The 19381-nt window shown below is 59.7% G+C and carries 20 protein-coding genes; 18 read left to right on the top strand and 2 right to left on the bottom strand.

Annotation, left to right across the window (positions count from 1 at the left end):
• The first annotated feature begins 11 nt into the window (after positions 1-11).
• The 14 genes from fabD (at position 12) to RCH93_RS05780 (ending at position 10906) form a co-directional block, all read left to right on the top strand.
• Entirely contained in the window at positions 12-959 is a 948-nt protein-coding gene (gene fabD, locus RCH93_RS05845; protein WP_306547391.1) for an ACP S-malonyltransferase, read from the top strand.
• 145 nt (positions 960-1104) lie between these two features.
• Positions 1105-2454, top strand: a complete 1350-nt coding sequence (gene ffh, locus RCH93_RS05840; RefSeq protein ID WP_306547390.1) for a signal recognition particle protein — start codon at positions 1105-1107, stop codon at positions 2452-2454.
• Between the two features lie 75 nt (positions 2455-2529).
• A complete protein-coding gene (rpsP, locus tag RCH93_RS05835; RefSeq protein WP_306547389.1) occupies positions 2530-2787 on the top strand; it encodes a 30S ribosomal protein S16 in 258 nt (85 codons plus the stop codon).
• Positions 2788-3018: a KH domain-containing protein gene (locus RCH93_RS05830; protein WP_306547388.1), complete on the top strand. Its 231-nt coding sequence runs from the start codon at positions 2788-2790 to the stop codon at positions 3016-3018.
• Positions 3018-3557 carry a ribosome maturation factor RimM gene (rimM, locus tag RCH93_RS05825; protein WP_306547387.1) on the top strand — a complete coding sequence of 180 codons (540 nt, stop codon included), beginning with the start codon at positions 3018-3020 and terminating at the stop codon, positions 3555-3557. The genes RCH93_RS05830 and rimM overlap by 1 nt, the downstream gene beginning before the upstream one ends.
• Positions 3558-3573: 16 nt before the next feature.
• On the top strand, positions 3574-4356 hold the full coding sequence (trmD, locus tag RCH93_RS05820) for a tRNA (guanosine(37)-N1)-methyltransferase TrmD (RefSeq protein WP_306547386.1): 783 nt from the start codon (positions 3574-3576) through the stop codon (positions 4354-4356).
• A complete protein-coding gene (locus RCH93_RS05815; RefSeq protein ID WP_306547385.1) occupies positions 4346-4960 on the top strand; it encodes an RNA methyltransferase in 615 nt (204 codons plus the stop codon). Before trmD ends, RCH93_RS05815 begins: the two co-directional genes overlap by 11 nt.
• A 97-nt stretch (positions 4961-5057) precedes the next feature.
• Positions 5058-5405, top strand: coding sequence for a 50S ribosomal protein L19 (rplS, locus tag RCH93_RS05810; protein WP_306547384.1), 348 nt, complete (start codon positions 5058-5060; stop codon positions 5403-5405).
• A gap of 171 nt (positions 5406-5576) precedes the next feature.
• On the top strand, positions 5577-6287 hold the full coding sequence (locus RCH93_RS05805) for a ribonuclease HII (protein WP_306547383.1): 711 nt from the start codon (positions 5577-5579) through the stop codon (positions 6285-6287).
• A gap of 36 nt (positions 6288-6323) precedes the next feature.
• Positions 6324-6707, top strand: coding sequence for a YraN family protein (locus RCH93_RS05800; RefSeq protein WP_306547382.1), 384 nt, complete (start codon positions 6324-6326; stop codon positions 6705-6707).
• Positions 6708-6715: 8 nt separating this feature from the next.
• Complete coding sequence (gene pdxA / locus RCH93_RS05795) at positions 6716-7738, top strand: 4-hydroxythreonine-4-phosphate dehydrogenase PdxA (protein WP_306547381.1); 1023 nt, start codon at positions 6716-6718, stop codon at positions 7736-7738.
• Positions 7735-8355: a dTMP kinase gene (gene tmk, locus RCH93_RS05790; RefSeq protein ID WP_306547380.1), complete on the top strand. Its 621-nt coding sequence runs from the start codon at positions 7735-7737 to the stop codon at positions 8353-8355. Before pdxA ends, tmk begins: the two co-directional genes overlap by 4 nt.
• On the top strand, positions 8343-10097 hold the full coding sequence (locus RCH93_RS05785) for a tetratricopeptide repeat protein (RefSeq protein WP_306547379.1): 1755 nt from the start codon (positions 8343-8345) through the stop codon (positions 10095-10097). Before tmk ends, RCH93_RS05785 begins: the two co-directional genes overlap by 13 nt.
• Positions 10097-10906, top strand: coding sequence for a hypothetical protein (locus RCH93_RS05780; protein ID WP_306547378.1), 810 nt, complete (start codon positions 10097-10099; stop codon positions 10904-10906). Before RCH93_RS05785 ends, RCH93_RS05780 begins: the two co-directional genes overlap by 1 nt.
• A 3-nt stretch (positions 10907-10909) precedes the next feature.
• Here RCH93_RS05780 and RCH93_RS05775 read toward each other — a convergent pair whose 3' ends face one another.
• Positions 10910-12298: an AMIN domain-containing protein gene (locus tag RCH93_RS05775; RefSeq protein ID WP_306547377.1), complete on the bottom strand. Its 1389-nt coding sequence runs from the start codon at positions 12296-12298 to the stop codon at positions 10910-10912.
• Positions 12299-12540: 242 nt separating this feature from the next.
• Here RCH93_RS05775 and RCH93_RS05770 point away from each other — a divergent pair, with 242 nt between their 5' ends.
• The 4 genes from RCH93_RS05770 (at position 12541) to RCH93_RS05755 (ending at position 18939) form a co-directional block, all read left to right on the top strand.
• Positions 12541-15093, top strand: a complete 2553-nt coding sequence (locus RCH93_RS05770) for a TIGR03960 family B12-binding radical SAM protein (protein ID WP_306547376.1) — start codon at positions 12541-12543, stop codon at positions 15091-15093.
• 153 nt (positions 15094-15246) lie between these two features.
• Positions 15247-16590: a TrpB-like pyridoxal phosphate-dependent enzyme gene (locus RCH93_RS05765; protein ID WP_306547375.1), complete on the top strand. Its 1344-nt coding sequence runs from the start codon at positions 15247-15249 to the stop codon at positions 16588-16590.
• Positions 16583-17893 (top strand): D-alanyl-D-alanine carboxypeptidase/D-alanyl-D-alanine-endopeptidase, encoded by a 1311-nt coding sequence (locus RCH93_RS05760; protein ID WP_306547374.1) that lies wholly within the window; start codon positions 16583-16585, stop codon positions 17891-17893. Before RCH93_RS05765 ends, RCH93_RS05760 begins: the two co-directional genes overlap by 8 nt.
• Before the next feature lie 104 nt (positions 17894-17997).
• The gene (locus RCH93_RS05755) at positions 17998-18939 is read left to right on the top strand and encodes a DnaJ C-terminal domain-containing protein (RefSeq protein WP_306547373.1); all 942 of its coding nucleotides are present in this window, start codon (positions 17998-18000) and stop codon (positions 18937-18939) included.
• A gap of 133 nt (positions 18940-19072) precedes the next feature.
• Here the strand turns inward: RCH93_RS05755 and RCH93_RS05750 are convergent, their stop codons facing one another.
• Positions 19073-19363: a hypothetical protein gene (locus RCH93_RS05750; RefSeq protein ID WP_306547372.1), complete on the bottom strand. Its 291-nt coding sequence runs from the start codon at positions 19361-19363 to the stop codon at positions 19073-19075.
• Between the last annotated feature and the right edge of the window lie 18 nt (positions 19364-19381).

Genomic DNA, 19381 nt, shown 5'->3' with positions numbered 1-19381 from the left:
GCAGTCGAAATATGAAAAAAACAGCAATTCTCTTTCCGGGACAAGGGTCCCAGTTTATTGGCATGGGCCAGGAATTCGTCGATCAGGATCCGGACGCCTCGGCCCTGATGGATCTGGCCGAAAAAATTTCCGGTTTTCCCCTGCGCGCGCTCTGTTTTGAAGGGCCGATGGAAGACCTTACCCGGGTGCTGTACCTGCAGCCGGCGTTGACGGTGATCAATCTGATCTGCTGGCAGCAGTTGCTCAAGCTTGTGCCCGGCTTTCAACCCTCTTTTCTGGCGGGGCACAGCCTAGGCGAGTACTCGGCCCTCCACGGCGCGGGCGTATTGACCCTGGAGGACACCTTGTCCTTGGTCACCAAGCGCGGCGAGTTGATGGAGCGCGAAGGGGCCTTGCATCCCGGCGGCATGCGGGCGGTGGTGGGATTGGGCGTTGAAGAGGTTGAGGCAGTGCTGCAGGGGTTTTCCGGCCCAGGCGTTGCGGTCGTGGCCAACCACAACACCGCTTCCCAGATTGTGCTTTCTGGAGATGCGGCAGGGCTCGACGCGGTCGGCGCCCAATGCGCCGCCAAAGGCGCCAAGGTGATCCCGCTGAAGGTCAGCGTGGCCAATCACAGTCCGTTGGTTGCCGGCGCAGTCGACGACTTTGCCGCCTATATGGACGGCATCGCTTTCAACCCGCCCCGGATTCCGGTGTTGTTCAACGTTACCGGCGGCTACGAACAGGGCCCGGCCGAGATGAAGGCGATCATGGCCCGGCAGATTGCCTCCAGGGTGCGCTGGTTGACCATTGTCGAACAAATGATCGCCGAAGGGGTCGAGGTGATTGTCGAGTTGGGGCCAAAGAATGTCCTGAGCGGCATGATGAAGAAAATTTTGCCGAAAAATTCAGCGATTACCTGTCTGCAGGCCGACAGCCCCGAGTCCCTGGCCAAGGTCGCCGAGGCGCTGATTGCGTGATAAGAGCCCGGACCACCATGTTTTTCTTCTCGCTTGACAAGAAGGGGCATGTCGGGTATTAATCGCAATTTTCCTGAACGCATAATCAGAGACGGGCGTATTTCGGCGTTTGCCTGCATTCATTGCCTATTGAGCACCGTATATCATGTTTGAGAATTTAACCGACCGCCTTGAAAGCGCGTTTAAGAAGTTACGCGGCCACGGCAGGCTGACTGAAGAAAACATTCAGGAAGCCATGGGCGAGGTGCGCACGGCGCTGCTCGAGGCGGACGTCAACTTCGGCGTCGTCAAGGAATTCATTGCCGCGGTCAGCGAAAAGGCCGTTGGCCGGGAAGTGCTCTCCAGTTTGTCCCCTGGTCAACAGGTGGTCAAGGTGGTGCACGACGAGTTGGTCGAACTGCTTGGCAGCCAGGCCCAACCGCTCAAGCTCGACGGGCGGCAGCCGGTGGTGATTATGCTTGCCGGGCTCCAGGGCTCGGGAAAGACCACCACCGCCGCCAAGCTGGCCCGGCAGCTCAAGGAAAAAGGCCGGTCGCCTTTCCTGGTTCCCGCCGACGTTTATCGGCCGGCAGCCATTGAGCAGTTGCAAGTGTTGGGCGAGCAGGTCGGCGTGCCGGTCTTTGCCTCCACCACCGAACAGAAGCCGGTGGACATTGCCCGTCGGGCGGTTGCCGAAGCAACGGCCAATCAGTACGACACCGTTATTATAGACACCGCAGGCCGTCTCCACGTTGACGAGGCCCTCATGGGCGAGTTGCAGGAGATCAGCCGGGCCGTCTCGTTGAGCGAGGTGCTGTTTGTCGCCGACGCCATGACCGGTCAGGACGCGGTCACTGTGGCTGAAAAGTTCAACGCCGATCTGGAAATCACCGGCGTCATCCTCACCAAGATGGAAGGCGACGCCCGCGGCGGCGCGGCCCTCTCGGTGAAGAAGGTGACCGGCAAGCCGATTAAATTCGTCGGCGTCGGCGAATCGGTCGAAGCTCTGGAGATCTTTCATCCTGATCGGGCGGCTTCCCGCATCCTTGGCATGGGCGACGTGCTGTCGCTGATTGAGAAGGCGGAAGCGGTTGTCGATCAGAAAAACGCCGAACGGTTGGCGAAAAAGATCCAGAAAAACGCCTTCACCCTGGAAGATTTTCTCGATCAGATCCAGCAAATCAAAAAGATGGGCAGCTTGGAGCAGATCATGGACATGATTCCAGGGATCAACAAGCTCAAGCAGTTGAAGGACGCGCCCAAGCCGGATCAGAAAGAATTGGTCAAAACCGAGGCAATTATTCGCTCCATGACCCTCAAGGAGCGGCGCAACCACAGAATTATTGACGCCAGTCGGCGGGTGCGCATCGCCAAGGGGTCGGGCACCTCTGTCAACGAGGTGAACCGGGTTTTGAAAAGTTACACCATGATGCTGAAAATGATGAAGAATTTGAAGGGCAAGGGCATCGTGAGCGGCGGCAAACGCCGCAAGCTCCCCAAAGGGCTCGTTCGATAAACAACCCCAATTTATTACTAAGCAAGGCCCGGCAGTCTGCACTGTGGGGCAATATCCACCGGAGGATAGAAAATAATGGCAGTTCATATTCGTTTGACCAGAAAGGGCCGGAAAAAACAACCGTTTTACCGGATCATCGTTGCCGACAGCCAAGCCCCGCGCGACGGCAAGTTTCTTGACATCGTTGGCACCTATGATCCGATGCAAAATCCTGCGGCGATCAGCATTGACAACGAAAAACTCGAAACCTGGATGAAAAAGGGCGCCAAACCGACGGAAACCGTTGAGAGCCTGATTAAGAAGTGTGTTCCAGGAGTGGTTGTAGCGGCGTAAATGAAAGAGCTGATTGAGTTCATCGCCGGCAAACTGGTGGATCAGCCCGAGCTTATCACTGTGTCGCAACAGGAGGATGAGGAGAACCTCACCATTGAGTTGCGGGTCGCCCAAGAGGATCTGGGCAAAGTGATCGGCAAACAGGGGCGGACGGCCAGGGCGATGCGTGCGGTGCTTGCCGTTTCATTGACCGGGGACAACAGGCGCACCCGGCTTGAAATCGTCGAATAGTGAATCCGTCTGAAGCGACGCCGGATAAAAACTTTGTCCTGCTTGGCGTGGTCAGTCGACCACATGGCATCCGGGGCGAGTTAAAGGTCCGGCCTTTTACTGAACATCCCGAAAATCTCAGGCTGTATCGGCGGTTGTATCTGGCTGCCGAAGGGGATTTAACAAAGGTCGAGTTCACTAACGAACAGGTCCGGACCAACGGCAACACGGTTATTCTCAAACTCAAAGAGTGCACGGATCGAAGTCGGGCCGAGCAGCTTGCCGGAATGGGCATCTGGTTGCCCGCCAGCGAATTGCCGCCCCTGGCCGAGGGAGAGTTTTACCTTCACAGTTTGGTCGGCAAACGAGCTAGGACACAGGCCGGACAGTTCCTTGGCACGGTCACGGCTCTGCTGGCTGGCGGCGGGCAGGACATTCTGGTTATCCGCGATGGCGAGGAAGAATATCTCGTGCCCATGGCGCCGGAGTTTGTCGTTGCCATTAATGAGGCTGAAATCACACTCGATCTGCCGCCCGGATTGCTTGACATTAACCGGTAAATCCAGCAGGCGGTTGATGATTTTTGACATTCTGACGATTTTTCCCGAATTCTTCGCCTCGCCTTTGCAGGAAGGCGTCATTCGCCGGGCATTGATGGAGGGAAAAATAAAAGTCGGGGTTCACAACATTCGCGCTTTTGCCGTGGATCGTCACCAGATGACCGATGACCGTCCCTTTGGCGGCGGCGAGGGCATGGTGATGAAACCCGAACCCTTGGCGGCCTGCTTGAAAGCCTTGGGCAATCGGCCTGCCGCCTCCCGGGTGATTTTATTGTCGCCCAAGGGGGAACGATTCAACCAACAGGCAGCGCAGCGGTTGGCGGAATTTGAACAGTTGATTTTTATTTGTGGGCGTTACGAAGGGGTGGACGAGCGTTTTCGCGATAAGTACGTCGATGAAGAGCTGTCCATCGGCGACTATGTGCTCACCGGCGGCGAACTGGCGGCCCTTGTGGCGTTGGACGCGATCAGTCGCCTGCTTCCTGGGGTGCTTGGATGCGAACATTCCGCCCCCAACGACAGTTTTAGTTGCGGTTTGCTGAAGCACAAGCAGTACACCCGGCCGCGGGTTTTTGAAGGAACGGCGGCCCCGGAGGTGTTGTTGTCCGGGGATCACGCCGCCATCGCCCGCCATCGATTTGTTGAATCGGTGGAATTGACCCTGGAGCGCCGCCCCGATCTGTTGCATGACGTCCAATTTACACCGGATGAACGAAAAATTTTACGAAAGTCGGGGTTGCTTGGCCGCATTGAAACCCTGGTCAACAGCCAGAGGAATGATAGCCGCCATGAAGGTTGACGTAGCGCTGGTGCATCATCCTGTGGTCAACCGGATTGGCGAGACCATCGGGTCGGCAGTCACCAATCTCGATCTGCACGACATCGCCCGGGCCGGCAAGACCTACGGCGTCTCCACCTACTGGGTGGTCACGCCCTTCAGCGAGCAGCAACAGTTGGCCGGGCAGATCGTTGGTCACTGGACGGACGGCTACGGCGGCAGCGTCAACCCGGACCGGGGCAACGCCTTGTCGATTGTCTCGATCTGTTCAACGGTTGAGGAGGCGGTGGCCGGAGCCGCTGAGAAATTTGGCGAAAAGCCGTTGGTGTTGGCCACCTGCGCCAGGTGGCAAGCCAACACTCTGGGATACGCCGAAATCCGGGAACGGATACGGCGAGACCAGCCGGTGTTGTTGATGTTCGGCACCGCTTGGGGACTGTGCCCCGAGGTATTGGCGATGGCGGACGGGGTGTTGCCCCCTCTGTGCGGCGCATCCGGATTTAACCATCTTTCGGTGCGTTCGGCGGCCTCAATCATCCTGGATCGGCTGCTTGCCGCGCCAGATGAAGTTGTGCTTGGCAATGCAATGAACAGGGGCTCGGCAACGGACTCCTGTCTTCGATAAATTGAGCGTTAGACATTATTTCCCGGATGATTTGGAGGCATCCTTCGGCAGGGCGACATGAACAGCGGAAGCCCGCCGTAAAGCAATGAATATGGCTATGAATATTTTAGATAAAATCGATCTGGAGCAGATGCGTTTCGACATCCCGGAGTTTCGTTCGGGCGACACCGTCAAAGTCCATATCCGGATCGTCGAGGGCAACAAAGAGCGGATTCAGGTGTATCAAGGCGTGGTCATCAAACGGAAGCGCGGCACCATGAACGCCACCTTCTCTGTTCGCAAGATTTCCCACGGCGTTGGCGTTGAAAAAACCTTTGCCTTGCACTCGCCGAAAATCGAGAAGATCGAAGTGGTCACCCTTGGTCGGGTTCGCCGGTCCCGTCTGTACTACCTGCGCGAGCGTCGCGGCAAAGCCGCCCGTATCCGTGAGCGGGGCATCATCTAAGGCGAGAGTCGACGCCTGTGGACGGTTGCTGCCGTCAGGGCGAGGTTCGACCTCTGATCGGATGGAGACGCCCAGTCATTGCGACAATGACTGGGCGTCTGTTTCACCGTCTGCCTGCCGCTTTTTTTTCTCGTTCTCTCCGATTCTCGCCGGACTGCATGGACTGGCGCCATGAAGCATAGCTCCGCTTCTGTTCTTCCTCTTGCTCCTGACCGTTTGCCCGACACCTTTGCGCTGGAGCGTCATCTGACCATCCAGGGGTACGCCAGGGTGGCCGGCGTCGACGAAGCTGGTCGCGGCCCCCTTGCCGGGCCGGTGGTGGCCGCCTGCGTGGTGCTGCCGCCTGATTGCGACTTTGCGGTCTTTCAAGATTCCAAAAAATTGACGGCTCGCCGTCGCCAAGCCTTGTTTGATATTCTTGCTGCAAATGGGGCGGTGATTGGCGTGGGCATGGCCGGGCCGGAGGAAATTGAGCAGCTCAATATTCTCCAGGCCTCATTGTTGGCCATGAATCGGGCTATGGATGCCTGCGTTCCGCATCACGGCGGCCTATCGCCTGATTTCCTTCTGGTGGACGGCAAATTTCAAGTGCCGGCTCCTGTTGAGCAGTGGACGCTGATCAAGGGCGAATCCAAGAGCGCCTCCATTGCCGCTGCCTCCATTATCGCCAAGGTGACCCGTGATCGGATCATGGCCGAAGCGCATATCCGTTTTCCCCAATACGGGTTCGCGCGTCATCAAGGCTATCCCACCCAAAGCCACCGTGAAGCGATTCAACGTCACGGTCCCTGTGTGCTTCATCGCCGCACGTTTCGCGGCGTACGCGAACATCTTGCCAATGACGCCTTGCTGGCCGCCTTCAAGGCAGACGAAACGCCATGATCATCCTTGCAACCTCGGCTCTTCTTACGGCACAGTATGTTGTTTAAAAAGAAAGCTACCGCCGCGACCGGACATCAGGGGGAAGCCCTGGCACTCGCCTATTTGCTCGGACAGCAGTACGCCATTGTCGAAAAAAATTATCGAAAGGCCTGCGGCGAGGTCGACATTATCGCCAAGGACCGCGACACCCTGGTCTTTGTCGAGGTCAAAAGCCGTACCTCAAAGGCGTTCGGCACGCCTTTCGAAGCGGTGGACGCCCGCAAACAGCGACAGCTCTCGCGCATAGCCCACGAATATCTGCACACCCATCAACTGGGCGAGGCATCGGCCCGGTTTGACGTTATTGCGGTGCTTCTCCATCCCGACAATCGACCGGCGACCATTGAGCATATAAAAAACGCCTTTGATTTTAACCTGTAGGGTCAACAATGAGCCAGTATCCACACCAGGCGCCAGCCCCGGCGGCCATCACTATGGGCTGCCCGGCGGGCATCGGTCCGGAGATTATTTGTCGTCTGTTTCGCCGCAGCGATATGCCTGGGGCCGGGCGGATTATTGTGGTCGGCGACGGCGAGGTCTTGCGTCAGGCCGCCGCGCGACTTGGGCAAACGCTCGTGATCGAATCGTGGCGTCCTGGAAAACCCGTCAAGCCGGGAACCCTGCCGGTGGTTCAAGTGGGCGCCCCCTGGACTGAGCCGGCGCCATGGGGACGGCCCGACGCTGCCACGGGCAAGGCCATGGGGCGGTATATTGAAGAGGCGGTGGGATTGATCGCGGCCGGCCACTGCAGCGCCCTGGTCACCTGTCCGATCAGCAAGAAGAGTCTGCATCAAGCTGGCTATCCGTACCCAGGGCACACGGAGATGCTGGCCGCGCTCACCCACACCCCCAAGGTGCGGATGATGATGGCTGGTCCTCGTCTGAAGGTGGTGCTGGTCACCATTCACGTGCCCCTGCGTCAAGTCGGCGAACTCCTCACGCAACAAGAGATTGCAGACTGCATCGAGACGACGCGAACCTCCCTGCAACGCGATTTTGGCGTGGCCGCGCCCCGAATTGCCGTGGCTGGATTGAACCCCCACGGCGGCGAAGACGGTCTCTTTGGCGACGAGGAAGCCCGGCTGATCGCGCCGGCCGTGCAGCAAAGCGTCGGTTGCGGCGAAGTCAGCGGCCCGTGGCCCCCGGACACAATTTTTCACAAGGCCGCGGCCGGCCATTTTGACGCGGTGATTGCCATGTACCATGATCAGGGGTTGATCCCCTTCAAATTGCTCCATTTTGCCGACGGGGTCAACGTCACCCTGGGGCTGCCGCTGGTGCGCACTTCGGTCGACCACGGCACCGCCTACGACATCGCCGGACAAAACCTGGCCGATCCTTCGAGCCTGGCGGCGGCGGTGGACATGGCGCAGGCCATCGTCGGCCATCGTAACGCATGGGGTGGGGCATGAACCCCGGGTTTTTGATCGCCTTTGAGGGCATCGACGGCACCGGCAAGTCAACCCAATTGCCCATGCTGGCCGCTTACCTGCGCGGCGAGGGATATGGTGTTGTTGAAACCAGGGAACCCACCGACGGCCCCTATGGCCGGCAGATTCGCGCCCTGTACAGCAACCGCAGTCAGGTCACGCCGGAGCAGGAACTGGAGTTGTTTTTGCTCGATCGGCGCCAGCACGTCGAGCAGTGCGTCAACCCCGCTCTGCGTCAAGGGATGATTGTGCTCACCGACCGCTATTACTTTTCCACCGCCGCCTACCAGGGCGCGGCCGGGTGCGATCCTGCGGCTATTTTTGCCTGCCACGATTTCGCCCCGGAACCCGATATGGTGGTGTTGCTTGTCCAGACGCCTGCGGAGAGCGTGGCCAGGATCCAAAATCTGCGCGGCGAGACGCTCAACGATTTTGAGCAACAGGAGCAACTGGAAAAAGTGGCGGCTCTCTTTGCATCCTTTTCCCATGACTGTATAGTGCGCATTCAGGCCGCCCGACCGGTTGCCGAGGTGCAAGCCTCCATCCGCGCGGCGGTTCGGCAATTGCTTGCAAAAAAAGGTGTGCGATGCTCTGGCTGACGTTTTTCCCCGCTCTTCGACAGTTGGTTGCTCTGAGTTGTGTGGCGCTCCTGATCTGCGGCTGCGAGGCCAAAGACAAGTCGCCGACCGCCGACGAGCAGGTACGGCAGGTCACGGCTGCGGGCGACAGCGACGCCGACCGCAGTTGCTCCTACTTCCATTTTCTTTGGGGACGCCACGCCGAATTGATGCTTCGCTTTGACGAAGCCCTGGAGTTTTACCAGAAGGCCCTGATTTGTGACGAAAAGGCTGATTTTATCAGCGAAAAGGTGCCGATCCTGTTGCTCCGCCTGGAGCGGACCGACGAGGCGGCAATCTGGCTGCACAACTATCTGCTCACCCATCCCGACAAAACCGGGATGCGCATGCTCTACGCCAAGGTGCTGCTGCGGCAGAAAAAAAACACCGAGGCCATGCGCCAGTATCAGCTGATCAGCGACCGTCATCCCGACGATCCGGCCATTCTCCTGCTGCTGGCCGAGATGTACCTCACCGCCAACCAGCCCGACAAGGCCGAACCCCTGCTGACCCGCATTCTCGACCGTGATCCCGCCTCCTATCCCGGCCACATCCTCATGGCCCGTCTGCGTCAGGTGCAGGAGCGAACCGACGAGGCGGCGGAGCATTACACCAAAGCGTTGGAGCGGAACTGGTCCAGCGAGCTGCAGATGGAACTGGGCGAATTGTACGTCAAGGCGGGCCGCTACGAAGAGGCGGCCAGCCTGTACCAAGCCGTCATTGAGCGGGACGCGCAGAATGAGGGCGCTCAGGTGGCCCTGATCCATGTGTATTTGTTGCAGAAAAAGGACGGGCAAGCCCTGGCCGCGCTTAACCGGCTGAAATCCTTTGCCGAACAGCCGCAACGGGTGGATTTGACCATTGCCCGGCTCTACGCCAAGCAGAAGCACTACGACAAAGCGGTCGCGGTGACCGAAAAAATTCTTGAAAAAGAGGATCTGCCCGAGGCCCGGTATTTTCTCGCCGTGCTCCTGGTGCAGCAGGAAAAATACGCTCGGGCCTTGAAACAGGCGCGGCGAATTGATCGCAAGGCCCCAGAATATCGCGACGCGCTGTTTCTTCAGGTGCGTATCCTGCGTGAGCAGAACAAGCTCGAAGAGGCCAAACAACTGCTGGAGGAACATATCGGGGCCGCTGACACGCGCAGCGCCGAGCTGTTCGTCACCCTCGCCGCCCTGCACCAGATGGAGGGGCGGGACGACCTGAGCAAGGCGGTGCTGCTCCAGGGGATCGACGCCTTTCCTGACGACGAAAACCTGCTTTATGAGTATGGGCTGATGCTGGAAAGCAGTGGCGATCACGCTGCGGCGTTGGCGGTTATGGAGAAAATCATTGAAATCAAGCCGGACAACGCTGCCGCCTTGAATTTTGTGGGATACAGTTGGGCTGAAAAAAAGATCAATCTTGATCAGGCCTTGGACTACATCCAGCGGGCCATCGAGCTCAAACCCGACAACGGTTTTATCCGTGACAGTCTGGGATGGGTGTTTTTCCGCTTGGGCAAGATCGATCAGGCCATCAAAGAGTTGGAGGCGGCGGTGCGGTTGTCGCCGGACGACCCCGCCATTCTCGACCATCTCGGCGACGCCTATCTGGAAAGCGGCCGGGTGCGCGAAGCCCTGCAGACCTACAAAAAGGCGCTGAAACACGCGATGGACGACGAACAGGAAAAGAACCGGATTGTCGAGAAAATCCGCATCCTGGAAAAACAGGGAACCTATTGATGCGGCGACAAAGTTTCTGTGGGCTGCTGGCCTCCGCAGTCTGCTGCCTGTTGTTTTTCGCCGGATGCGCCGGCAAACTGCCGAAAACCCTGCCGCTTTCCCCGCTCGAAACGCAGGAGGCGAGCCAGTTGTGGTCCGCGTTTCTCAAGAATAAACGACCGACCGCTGTGGACGCCGACATCCGCCTGAGCTGGGACGTGCTCGGCAGCAAGGGCGGCATAGGCGGAACACTCCAGGCTCAGCGACCGGCCCTGCTCCGTTTTGCCGCCACCGACCCCTTGGGCCGCTCGCTCATTCTGGCCGTTTCCGACGGCCGCACCTTTACCCTGGTGGACAACCGCAGCGGCCACGTCTACCAGGGGCGCACCGATTCAGAATATTGGCGATCCTATGTGCCGGAAACGGTCGAGTCCGAGGACCTGCTGCCGTTTCTCGGCGGTTTTCTCCGCGAAGGCGAGGCACTGGGCGTCAAACCGGCGCAGGATGAGGATAGCGGGGGGTTCTGGTACGTCTGGCGGGACGCGCGGTCGATCAGCCACCATGTGCTGGTGGAGAGGAAAAGCGGCGAGATGCGGCGGCATCTGCTGGTCGACCTGCAGGGAGCGCAGGTCCTTGATCTGCGCTATGCCGACTATCAAAGGGACGCCAAGAGCGGGGTGGTCTGGCCCAGGCGTCTGCAGATCAGCGGCGAGGCCGTCACTGGCGACCTCGCCATCCAGGTGGAACAGATGTATTCGCACGCGCCCCAGGGCGCGGCAGTGTATCGGCTGACGCCGCCCGCTCACTTCACCGTCGAGCAAGTCCCCTGAAGGCTATTTTTTCACCGTGTTGACGATGATCACAAACAGGTTGTCGTCCTTGAAGAACACCTGCTGCAGATCGTAGCTGCGGTTTGGCTCCAGGTCGATCACCACCCGCACCTTCTCCGGTTTCTTGGTTTTTGAGGTGCGAATCATCTTGACGAATTTCCCGTTCGCCTTGATGGTGTTTTTGCCCGAATCAAGCAGCTTGGTGTTGTTAAAGTCGCACACCACTCGCGGGATGCCTTCCTCAACCCCGTGAACCGCAGGCGGATGGAACCCGTTGAGCTTGAACAGCACCATCTCGCCCTTGGGTGAATTGGGGTCAAATTTGACGTATTCCAGCTGCGGCCCTTCTTCGCCTTTTGCAGGCGTTTCGGATTTTGCTTTTTCAGCCTTGGCGTCGGCTTTGCTCGCCTCTGCCGGCGGCGGAGTCTTGGCGGTCTTGTCAGCCTTTTTTTCTTCCTGCTTCGCGTCGGCAACGGCCGGCGCGGTCGGTGCTGTTTTGCCTTCCTTGGCGGCGTCAACGACTGGGGGCGGCGTGCTTGGGGCCTCCGGCTTGGCGGCAACGGTCGCGGTTTCCTTGGGAGCCGGGACAGCCGGTTGCGGCGGGACCTCCGCCTTCTTTTCAGCAGCCGTTGTTTGCGGTTTGGCTTGTTCGGCCTGGGGCGCCGGCGCCGGTGGCGTTGGGGCCGGCGGCTCGATAGCAGGCGTCGTGGGCTGCGCCGGCGCGGCGGGTTGTTGTTGGGCGGGCTTCTCGGATGCAGCGGCAACAGCCTCTTCCTGCGCACTTGTTTTTGCCGCTGGTTCGGTCGTTGTTGTCTCAGGCTGGGTGGCCGCAGGTGCTTCTGGAACCGTGGGCGCGCTTGTCGCCGGGGTTTCCTGGACGGCTTCGGCTTGGGTCTCTGCGGTGACAGCTTGCTCCGCCGCTTTGTCTTGTTGTTTGCGTTGGGCTACGGTTTTCTTGGTTTCAGCCGTCTTGCCCGGTCCGGTGAACCGCAGGGTCAGGGTTGAGGTTTTCTCGTCAAAGCTTTGGGTGTAATCGACGTTCTTCAGGGTGGCGAGGTCAAAGACAACCCGTGTTTTCGGCGAATCGTCGGCGTGCATGCCCACCCGCACCCGTTTGATGATTGAGCCGTTGGTGGTGGTGATGCTTTTGATCTCCCTGCTGTGGGTCATGTCGGCAAAATCCAAAATCACCCGGGGTGATTCGCCTTTCAATGTGAATATTTTTGGACTATAGGAGCCGTTGAGCTGCAGGGTCACCTCCTCGGCGCCAGACGAGACCGCCGTGTACTTGAGCTTCTCCAGTTGAGGCGTTTCTTCGGCGGCGGCAATTCCGTAGGCGAACAGCAGGGCAAGCAGCGAGCGTGAGATCAAGGCAATGGTATGCTTCTTCATGTTTCTTTCCGGTGTTTCGGTGAGAGAGGGAAAGGGCGTGCAAGCGTTCCTGCACAGTTTTTTAAAATGATGCAAGAGTCGAACCGATATTCCATGCGGTCTGCATAAAAAGTAACGCACTGCGTTCCCTGGTGCAACAAGGGGGGCCAAGCGAGATGTACTACCGGGCTTTTCTTGCTATTTTAATCGGTTATAATTGATCCTTTTTTTTCTCTTCTTTTCCTCTTCTCCCCAAAACACCTATGGTCACACCTACACCCCTTGATCTTGGTCCGATTCTTCCTCTGGTGCGCAAGCCGGGTCAATATGTCGGCGGCGAACTCCATGCGGTCAGCGGCCGCATGGACGCCGACAGCCTCAATTTCTGCCTAGTTTTTCCTGATCTCTATGAGATCGGCATGTCCCACCAGGGGCTGCAGATTCTTTATCATATCCTCAACGGGCAGGATCACGTCGCCGCCCATCGCGCCTATGCCCCTGACGTGGACATGGAGCAGGAGCTGCGCGCCCAGGGATTGCCGCTCTTTTCCCTGGAGGCCAAGGTCGCGCTTTCGGCCTACGACGTTCTCGGCATTACCCTGCCCTACGAACTTTGCTACACCAACATTCTCACCGTGCTGAATCTGGGCGGGCTGCCCCTGCGCGCCGCAGCCCGCAGCGAGGAGCATCCCTTGGTGCTGGGCGGCGGTTCCTGCTCGCTGAACCCGGAACCGGTCGCTGATTTTTTTGACGCCATTGTGCTCGGCGACGGCGAGGAAATTATTATTGAAATCGCCGACCTGCTGCTGCAGGCCAAGGTGGAGCAGTGGAACCGGAACCTTGTGCTCGAACGGCTGGCCCAGATTGCCGGCGTTTATGTGCCCGCCTTTTTCCGCCCGCATTATCAACAGGGCCGCCTGACCGCCATTGAACCCCTGCGCCCCGACTATCCTTGGGTCCGCAAACGGGTGCTGCCGCAGTTGTCCGCCGCGCCCTATCTGCATCAGCCTCTGGTTCCGGTGGTCAGTCCGGTGCACGACCGGCTTGGGTTGGAGATTGCCCGCGGCTGCACCCGCGGCTGCCGTTTCTGCCAGGCCGGCATCACCTACCGCCCGGTGCGGGAGCGGACCCTGGAAGAGATTATGGAGTTGGCCAACCAGGGCATTGCCTCAAGCGGTTTCGAGGAACTGGCCCTGCTGTCGCTGTCCACCGGCGATTTTTCCTGTCTGGGTGAGTTGATGGGCGCCCTGATGGACCGCTTTGCCGACAACTTTGTTTCCGTGTCCATGCCGTCGATGCGGGTCGGAACTTTGACACCAGAGATCATGGAGCAGATCAAACGCGTCAGAAAAACCGGCTTCACCGTGGCCCCCGAGGCCGGCACCGACCGGTTGCGCGAAGTGATCAACAAGGGCATCACCGAGGAGGCCCTGCTGGCCACCTGCCGCGACGCCTTTTCCCTGGGCTGGAAGCTGATCAAGCTCTATTTCATGGTGGGACTGCCGACCGAAACCGAAGAGGACGTCGAAGGCATTGTCCATCTGGCGAAAAAGGCTCGCTATCAGGCCGGGCAGGGCAGAGGGCGGCCGGTCCAGGTCAATCTTGGCGTGGCCACCTTCATCCCCAAGCCGCACACCCCGTTTCAATGGGAGCCGCAGATCAGCCTTGAGGAATCGAAACGACGGATCAACCGGTTGAAACAACTCCTGCCTCGCCAGGGCTTTAAGCTCAAATGGCACGATCCTGAGCAATCGCTGCTGGAAGGCGTGTTTTCCCGGGGAGATCGCCGCTTGTCGCGGTTGCTGGAAACCGCCTGGAAGGACGGCGCCCGGCTCGACAGCTGGTCCGAACACTTCAGCCTGGAGCAGTGGCGGCGGGCCGCAACCGCATGCGAGCTTGACCTGGAAGGCTACCTGCGACGGCGGGAAGTCGGCGAGACCCTGCCCTGGGAGCATCTGCGCAGCGGGGTGGAGCGCGCCTTTCTGGAGGCCGAATACGCCAAGGCCCTGCAGCGGGAGTACACCCCGGATTGCCGCAACCACGGCTGTCAGGGATGCGGACTCTGCGATTTCAAGACCGTGCAGCCGGTGATCCATGCGCGTCCCGCGTCCTCCGCGCCGCCGCCCGCCGTCCCGTCGCCCCGGTCGGACCGAGAGGAACAGAAACAGCCCCAGCCGGGCCACAGCTACCGCGTCTCCTATTCGCGCCTGGGCGACAGCCGATTTTACGGCCATTTGGAGTTATTGCAGATGGTGTTCCGCGTTCTGCAGCGGGCTGGCCTGCCGGTGCTCTTTTCCAGCGGCTTCAACCCCACGCCCCGGGTCTCCTTCAGCCAGGCCCTGCCAGTGGGCGTCGAAAGTCTGGCCGAATCCTTTGACATGGATTTGGCCCAGCCGTTGGCCTCCATGGAAGAGACCGTGGCCCTGCTCAACAGTCAGTTGCCGGAAACCATCCGGGTGACTGGGGTCAGCTTTGCGCCGCGCGCCGTGGCCAGAAGCAGCGTCCTCAAGTACACCATCAGTTCGCAGGTCTACCCGGACGACCTGCGCCAGCGGATCAAGCATTTCCTCAGCCAGGAGACGTTCGTCATTGATCGTTTTCGTAAGAACCGGCACAAAGACCTGGATCTGCGGCCCTTGGTCAGCCGTCTGGAGTTCACGGACAATCTGCTGCTGCTCGATCTGCTCGGTCACCAGGGCCAACCGGCAACCAATCCCCGAGAGATGCTGGAAAAGGTGCTGGGTTTTTCCGAACGCGAGGCCCTGCAGGTCAGGATAATGAAGACCGGGGTCGAGGAAATGACGTCCCTATCTTGAGAATTTTGCAGGAGTGCTGTAGATAATGCCGACTGATCCTTGTCCGGCGAAAAAAGTCCCGGAACGATCAGGATGCGACCAAACCAAGGAGTCCGGCGTTTGTCCCGACAAACGCGGCCACGCCTTTAACCATTTGCCAACAAAGGAGTAATCATGAAGAAGATCGTTCTGCGCGAAGATCAGATGCCGACCAGCTGGTACAATGTTGTTCCCGACATCCCAGGGGGGCTGCAGCCGCCGCTTGATCCCGTAACTCACCAGCCGATGGGGCCGGAAAAACTGGCTGCGGTGTTTCCCATGGCCCTGCTGGAGCAGGAGATGAGCCAGGAGCGGTTCATTGAAATCCCGCAGGAGGTCATGGAGGTCTACAAAATCTGGCGGCCTTCGCCTTTGGTTCGCGCCAACAAACTGGAAGAGGCGCTGGGCACCAAGGCCAAGATCTTCTTCAAAAACGAGGGCGTCAGCCCGGTGGGCAGCCACAAACCCAACTCCGCCGTGCCGCAGGCCTATTACAACAAGCGGGAAGGGGTCAAACGGTTGACCACCGAAACCGGCGCCGGCCAGTGGGGCTCGGCCCTGTCCTTGGCCACCTCGAAGTTCGGCCTGGAGTGCAAGGTCTACATGGTCCGGATTTCCTATGACCAGAAGCCCTACCGCAAATTCATCATGCAGGCCTACGGCGGTTCGGTTGTCGCCAGCCCCAGCATGGACACTAAAACCGGCCGCGAGATCCTGGCCCGCGACCCCAACACCCCAGGCGCGCTCGGCATGGCCATTTCCGAGGCCCTGGAAGACGCGTCCAGCCGCAAGGACACCAACTACGCCTTGGGCTCGGTGCTCAACCATGTGGTCCTGCACCAGTCGATCATTGGCCTGGAAGCCAAAAAGCAGATGGAGATCGCCGGCGAGTACCCCGACGTGGTGATTGGCTGTTGCGGCGGCGGCTCCAACTTTGCCGGCTTGATTGCGCCTTTTGTCCCCGATTATCTTGACGGCAAGAAAATTGAATTTATCGGCTACGAGCCGGCCTCCTGCCCGTCGATGACCGGCGGCAAGCTGGCCTACGACTGCGGCGACGTGGCCATGATGACCCCGCTGCTCTACATGTACACCCTGGGGCACGACTTTGTGCCGCCCGGCATTCACGCCGGCGGCCTGCGCTACCACGGCATGGCGCCGATCATCTCGGCCCTGGTCCGCGACGGCATTGTCACCCCCAAATCGGTGCATCAGATGGAGTGTTTCGAGGCCGGCATCCTCTTCGCCCGGACCGAGGGCATCATCCCCGCCCCCGAGACCACCCACGCCATCCGCGGCGCGATCATCGAGGCCATGAAGGATCCCAACGAGCCGAAGACCATCCTTTTCAATTTCTCCGGCACCGGTTTGATCGACATGCCGTCCTACGACAACTATCTGAGCGGCAAGTTAAGCGATTACGCCTATCCGCAGGAGCAGATAGACGCCTCGCTGGCCCGTCTGCCCAAGATTGGCTGAGCCGGTCGCGGCAAGGGCGCGACAGACGCCGGGGGCGGGACGCATCCTCCTCTGGCTGCTGGCGCTCTTGCCGATGTTGTGTTCCATGGAGCGGCAGGTCGGGTATGCGACCTGCCGCTCCATTGCCGATCTGTCCGCCCAGGGGGCCTACGGGGTTGCCGACCCCGGCGGCCAGATCGTCGATTCCTGCAATGTTGACCGTTCCCTGGTTCCGGCCAGCGTGCTCAAGATTGCCACCGTCTCGGCGGCCTTGGCCATCCTTGGCCCGGACCACCGCTTCCGCACCGAATTTTACCTCGACGACCGCGACAACCTCTATCTCAAGGGATTTGGCGATCCCACCCTCGTTTCCGAGGAGATCATTGCCATTGGCGAGCAACTGCGCCTGAAGGGGCTGCGCCGGGTGCAGACCCTGTACGTCGATCCGTCCGCCTTTGCCCTGACCACGCAGGTCCCAGGGCAGGAAGACAGCGACAATCCCTACGACGCCCCGGTCGGGCCGCTGTCGGTCAATTTCAACTCTGTGCCGATCGACAAGGACGCGGCAGGACGAATCGTCTCCGGCGAAGCCCTGACGCCGACCCTGCCGATCATGATTGAGTTGGGTCAACGTCGCCCGGCGGGTCGGTTTCGGGTCAACATCTGCGCCCAGGGGTGCAACCCCGATGTCCGCATGGCGCAACACGCCGGCGAACTCTTTCGCGCCCTGCTGCAACAGGGCGGAACGCCGGTGGCGGCGCTGGGCGGAGTCCGTTCGGTTCCGGCGCAGGGGGCTCGCCTGTTTTACACCCACCAGAGCCGCCAGACCCTGACCGAGGTCAGCCGTTCCACCCTGCAGTATTCTTCCAATTTCATGGCCAACCTGATGTTTCTGGCCTGCGGGGCCAAGGAATTTGGCTATCCCGCCACCTGGAAGAAGGCCGAACAGGCCGTGCACCGGGAGTTGGCGAGCCAGTTGGGCGAGGCGACCGCCGATGCGATTGTCCAGGTGGAAGGGGCCGGCCTGTCGCGGGACAACCGCGTCACCGCGCGGGCCATGCTCCAGTTGCTGACCCGCTTCCGTCCCCAGCTCGAGCTGCTGAAAAAGGAGCGCGGCGCGGCCGTCAAAACCGGCACCCTGACCGGGGTGTACAATCTTGCCGGCTACCTCCCGGGCGGCCAGGCCTTTGTCGTCCTCCTCAACCAGCAGGTCAATAACCGCGCCGCAGTGTTGGATCGGCTCAGCCGACAGTTCGGTGCCTCTTCGCCGGCGCCAAGTCGGCAAACCGTCAGTGTCCGCTCCCGCCTTGGGACGGAAAAATGACCTGCACGGCTCAGGCTCAATAGACAATGCGCGCTTTGATCTTATAGTAGTCCCACATCAGGGACTGTTTCTCAACTAACCACTTTTTCGTACACAAGAGCGTTATGGAGTACTACCAGATTCTTGGCGTCGCCAAGACCGCCACCGCCGACGAGATAAAAAAGGCTTATCGCAAACTGGCCCTTAAATATCATCCGGACAAAAACCAGGGCGACAAGGCGGCGGAGGAAAAATTCAAAGAGATCAGCGAGGCCTACGCCGTGCTCTCCGACCAGGAAAAACGGCAGCAGTACGACGCCTACGGGTCGGCGGGCTTTCGCCAGCGTTATTCCCAGGAGGACATCTTCCGCAACTTCGATCTTAACGACATCCTCCGTCAGTTCGGTTTTGGCGGCGGGTTTCGTAATGCGGGGGGATTTAACGCCGGCAACTTCCGTTCAACCGGCGGCGGATCTTTTGACAATATTTTTGGACAGACAGGGGCGCGCGGCGGTTGCGGCGGCGGGTGCGGACCGCAACCGACGCCAGGCAACGATCTGACCTATGAGATGACCGTCACCCTGGAGGATGTCCTGCATGGAACAGAGAAGACCGTCAGCCTGCGCCAGAACGGGCAGACCCAGAACGTCTCGGTGAAGATTCCCAAAGGCATCGAGGACGGCAAGCGGCTGCGTTTGAGCGGCAAAGGAGCGCCTTCGTCCTCCGGCGGCCCGGCGGGCGATCTCTATCTGAAGGTGCATGTTGCCGAGCACCCGGTGTTTCAGCGGGAAGAGGACGATCTGGTGGTGGAGCACCGCATTCCTTTCAGCGAAACCTGTCTTGGCGCCGCCATTGAAGTCGCCACCTTGGACGGCAAAAAATTCAACGTCAAGGTGCCCGCAGGCGTCCAGCAGGAGGCCAAGCTCCGCATCAAGGGACACGGGCTGCCGGCGGGTCCCATCGGGCATCGCGGCGATTTGTTGGTGAAGATTGCGGTCCGAATCCCCAAAACCCTCACTCCTGAGCAGGAAGAGGCGGTCAAGGCATTGGCAGAGGTGGGTTTGTGAAAGCGGGCCTGATGGGCGCGTCGCGGACGCTGCCCCAGGGTTGAGAACGCGTCGCGCAGACGCTTTTACAGCAGGTGGTGTGCAACGAAGAAACGCGCCGTGCAGCGCGTTTCTTCGTTGGTGTTTTCGGCAATCAACATCCTTCCAGTCTCTTTTTTTCCTTGCCGCCGGCTTCCGGGGCCGCTGGCTGCAAGGCGCCGGCCGCATCCTTGGTGGCCTGGTTTGCCCCTGTCTCCGCCTGAGCCGCCTTGCGAGCCTCTGCAAGCGGTTTCTGCACCGACTGCGCCGCATCTTGACCGAGTTGCTGTTGCACGGTCGGTGTTTTTTTCTCCTGTTTTTTCTCTTGATCTCCCGAACATCCCCAAAGCGTCAGTAAGCAGAGGGCCAAGCCCGCGAAGGCAACGACGAGTTTTTTTGCGCGCATATCCTGTGTGTCTCCTGT

The sequence above is a fragment of the Desulfobulbus sp. genome (genome assembly GCF_030824455.1).
In the GTDB taxonomy this organism is placed as follows: domain Bacteria; phylum Desulfobacterota; class Desulfobulbia; order Desulfobulbales; family Desulfobulbaceae; genus Desulfobulbus.
The sequence above is the reverse complement of the archived record's forward strand: the minus strand, read 5'-3'. Positions and strand labels throughout refer to the sequence as shown.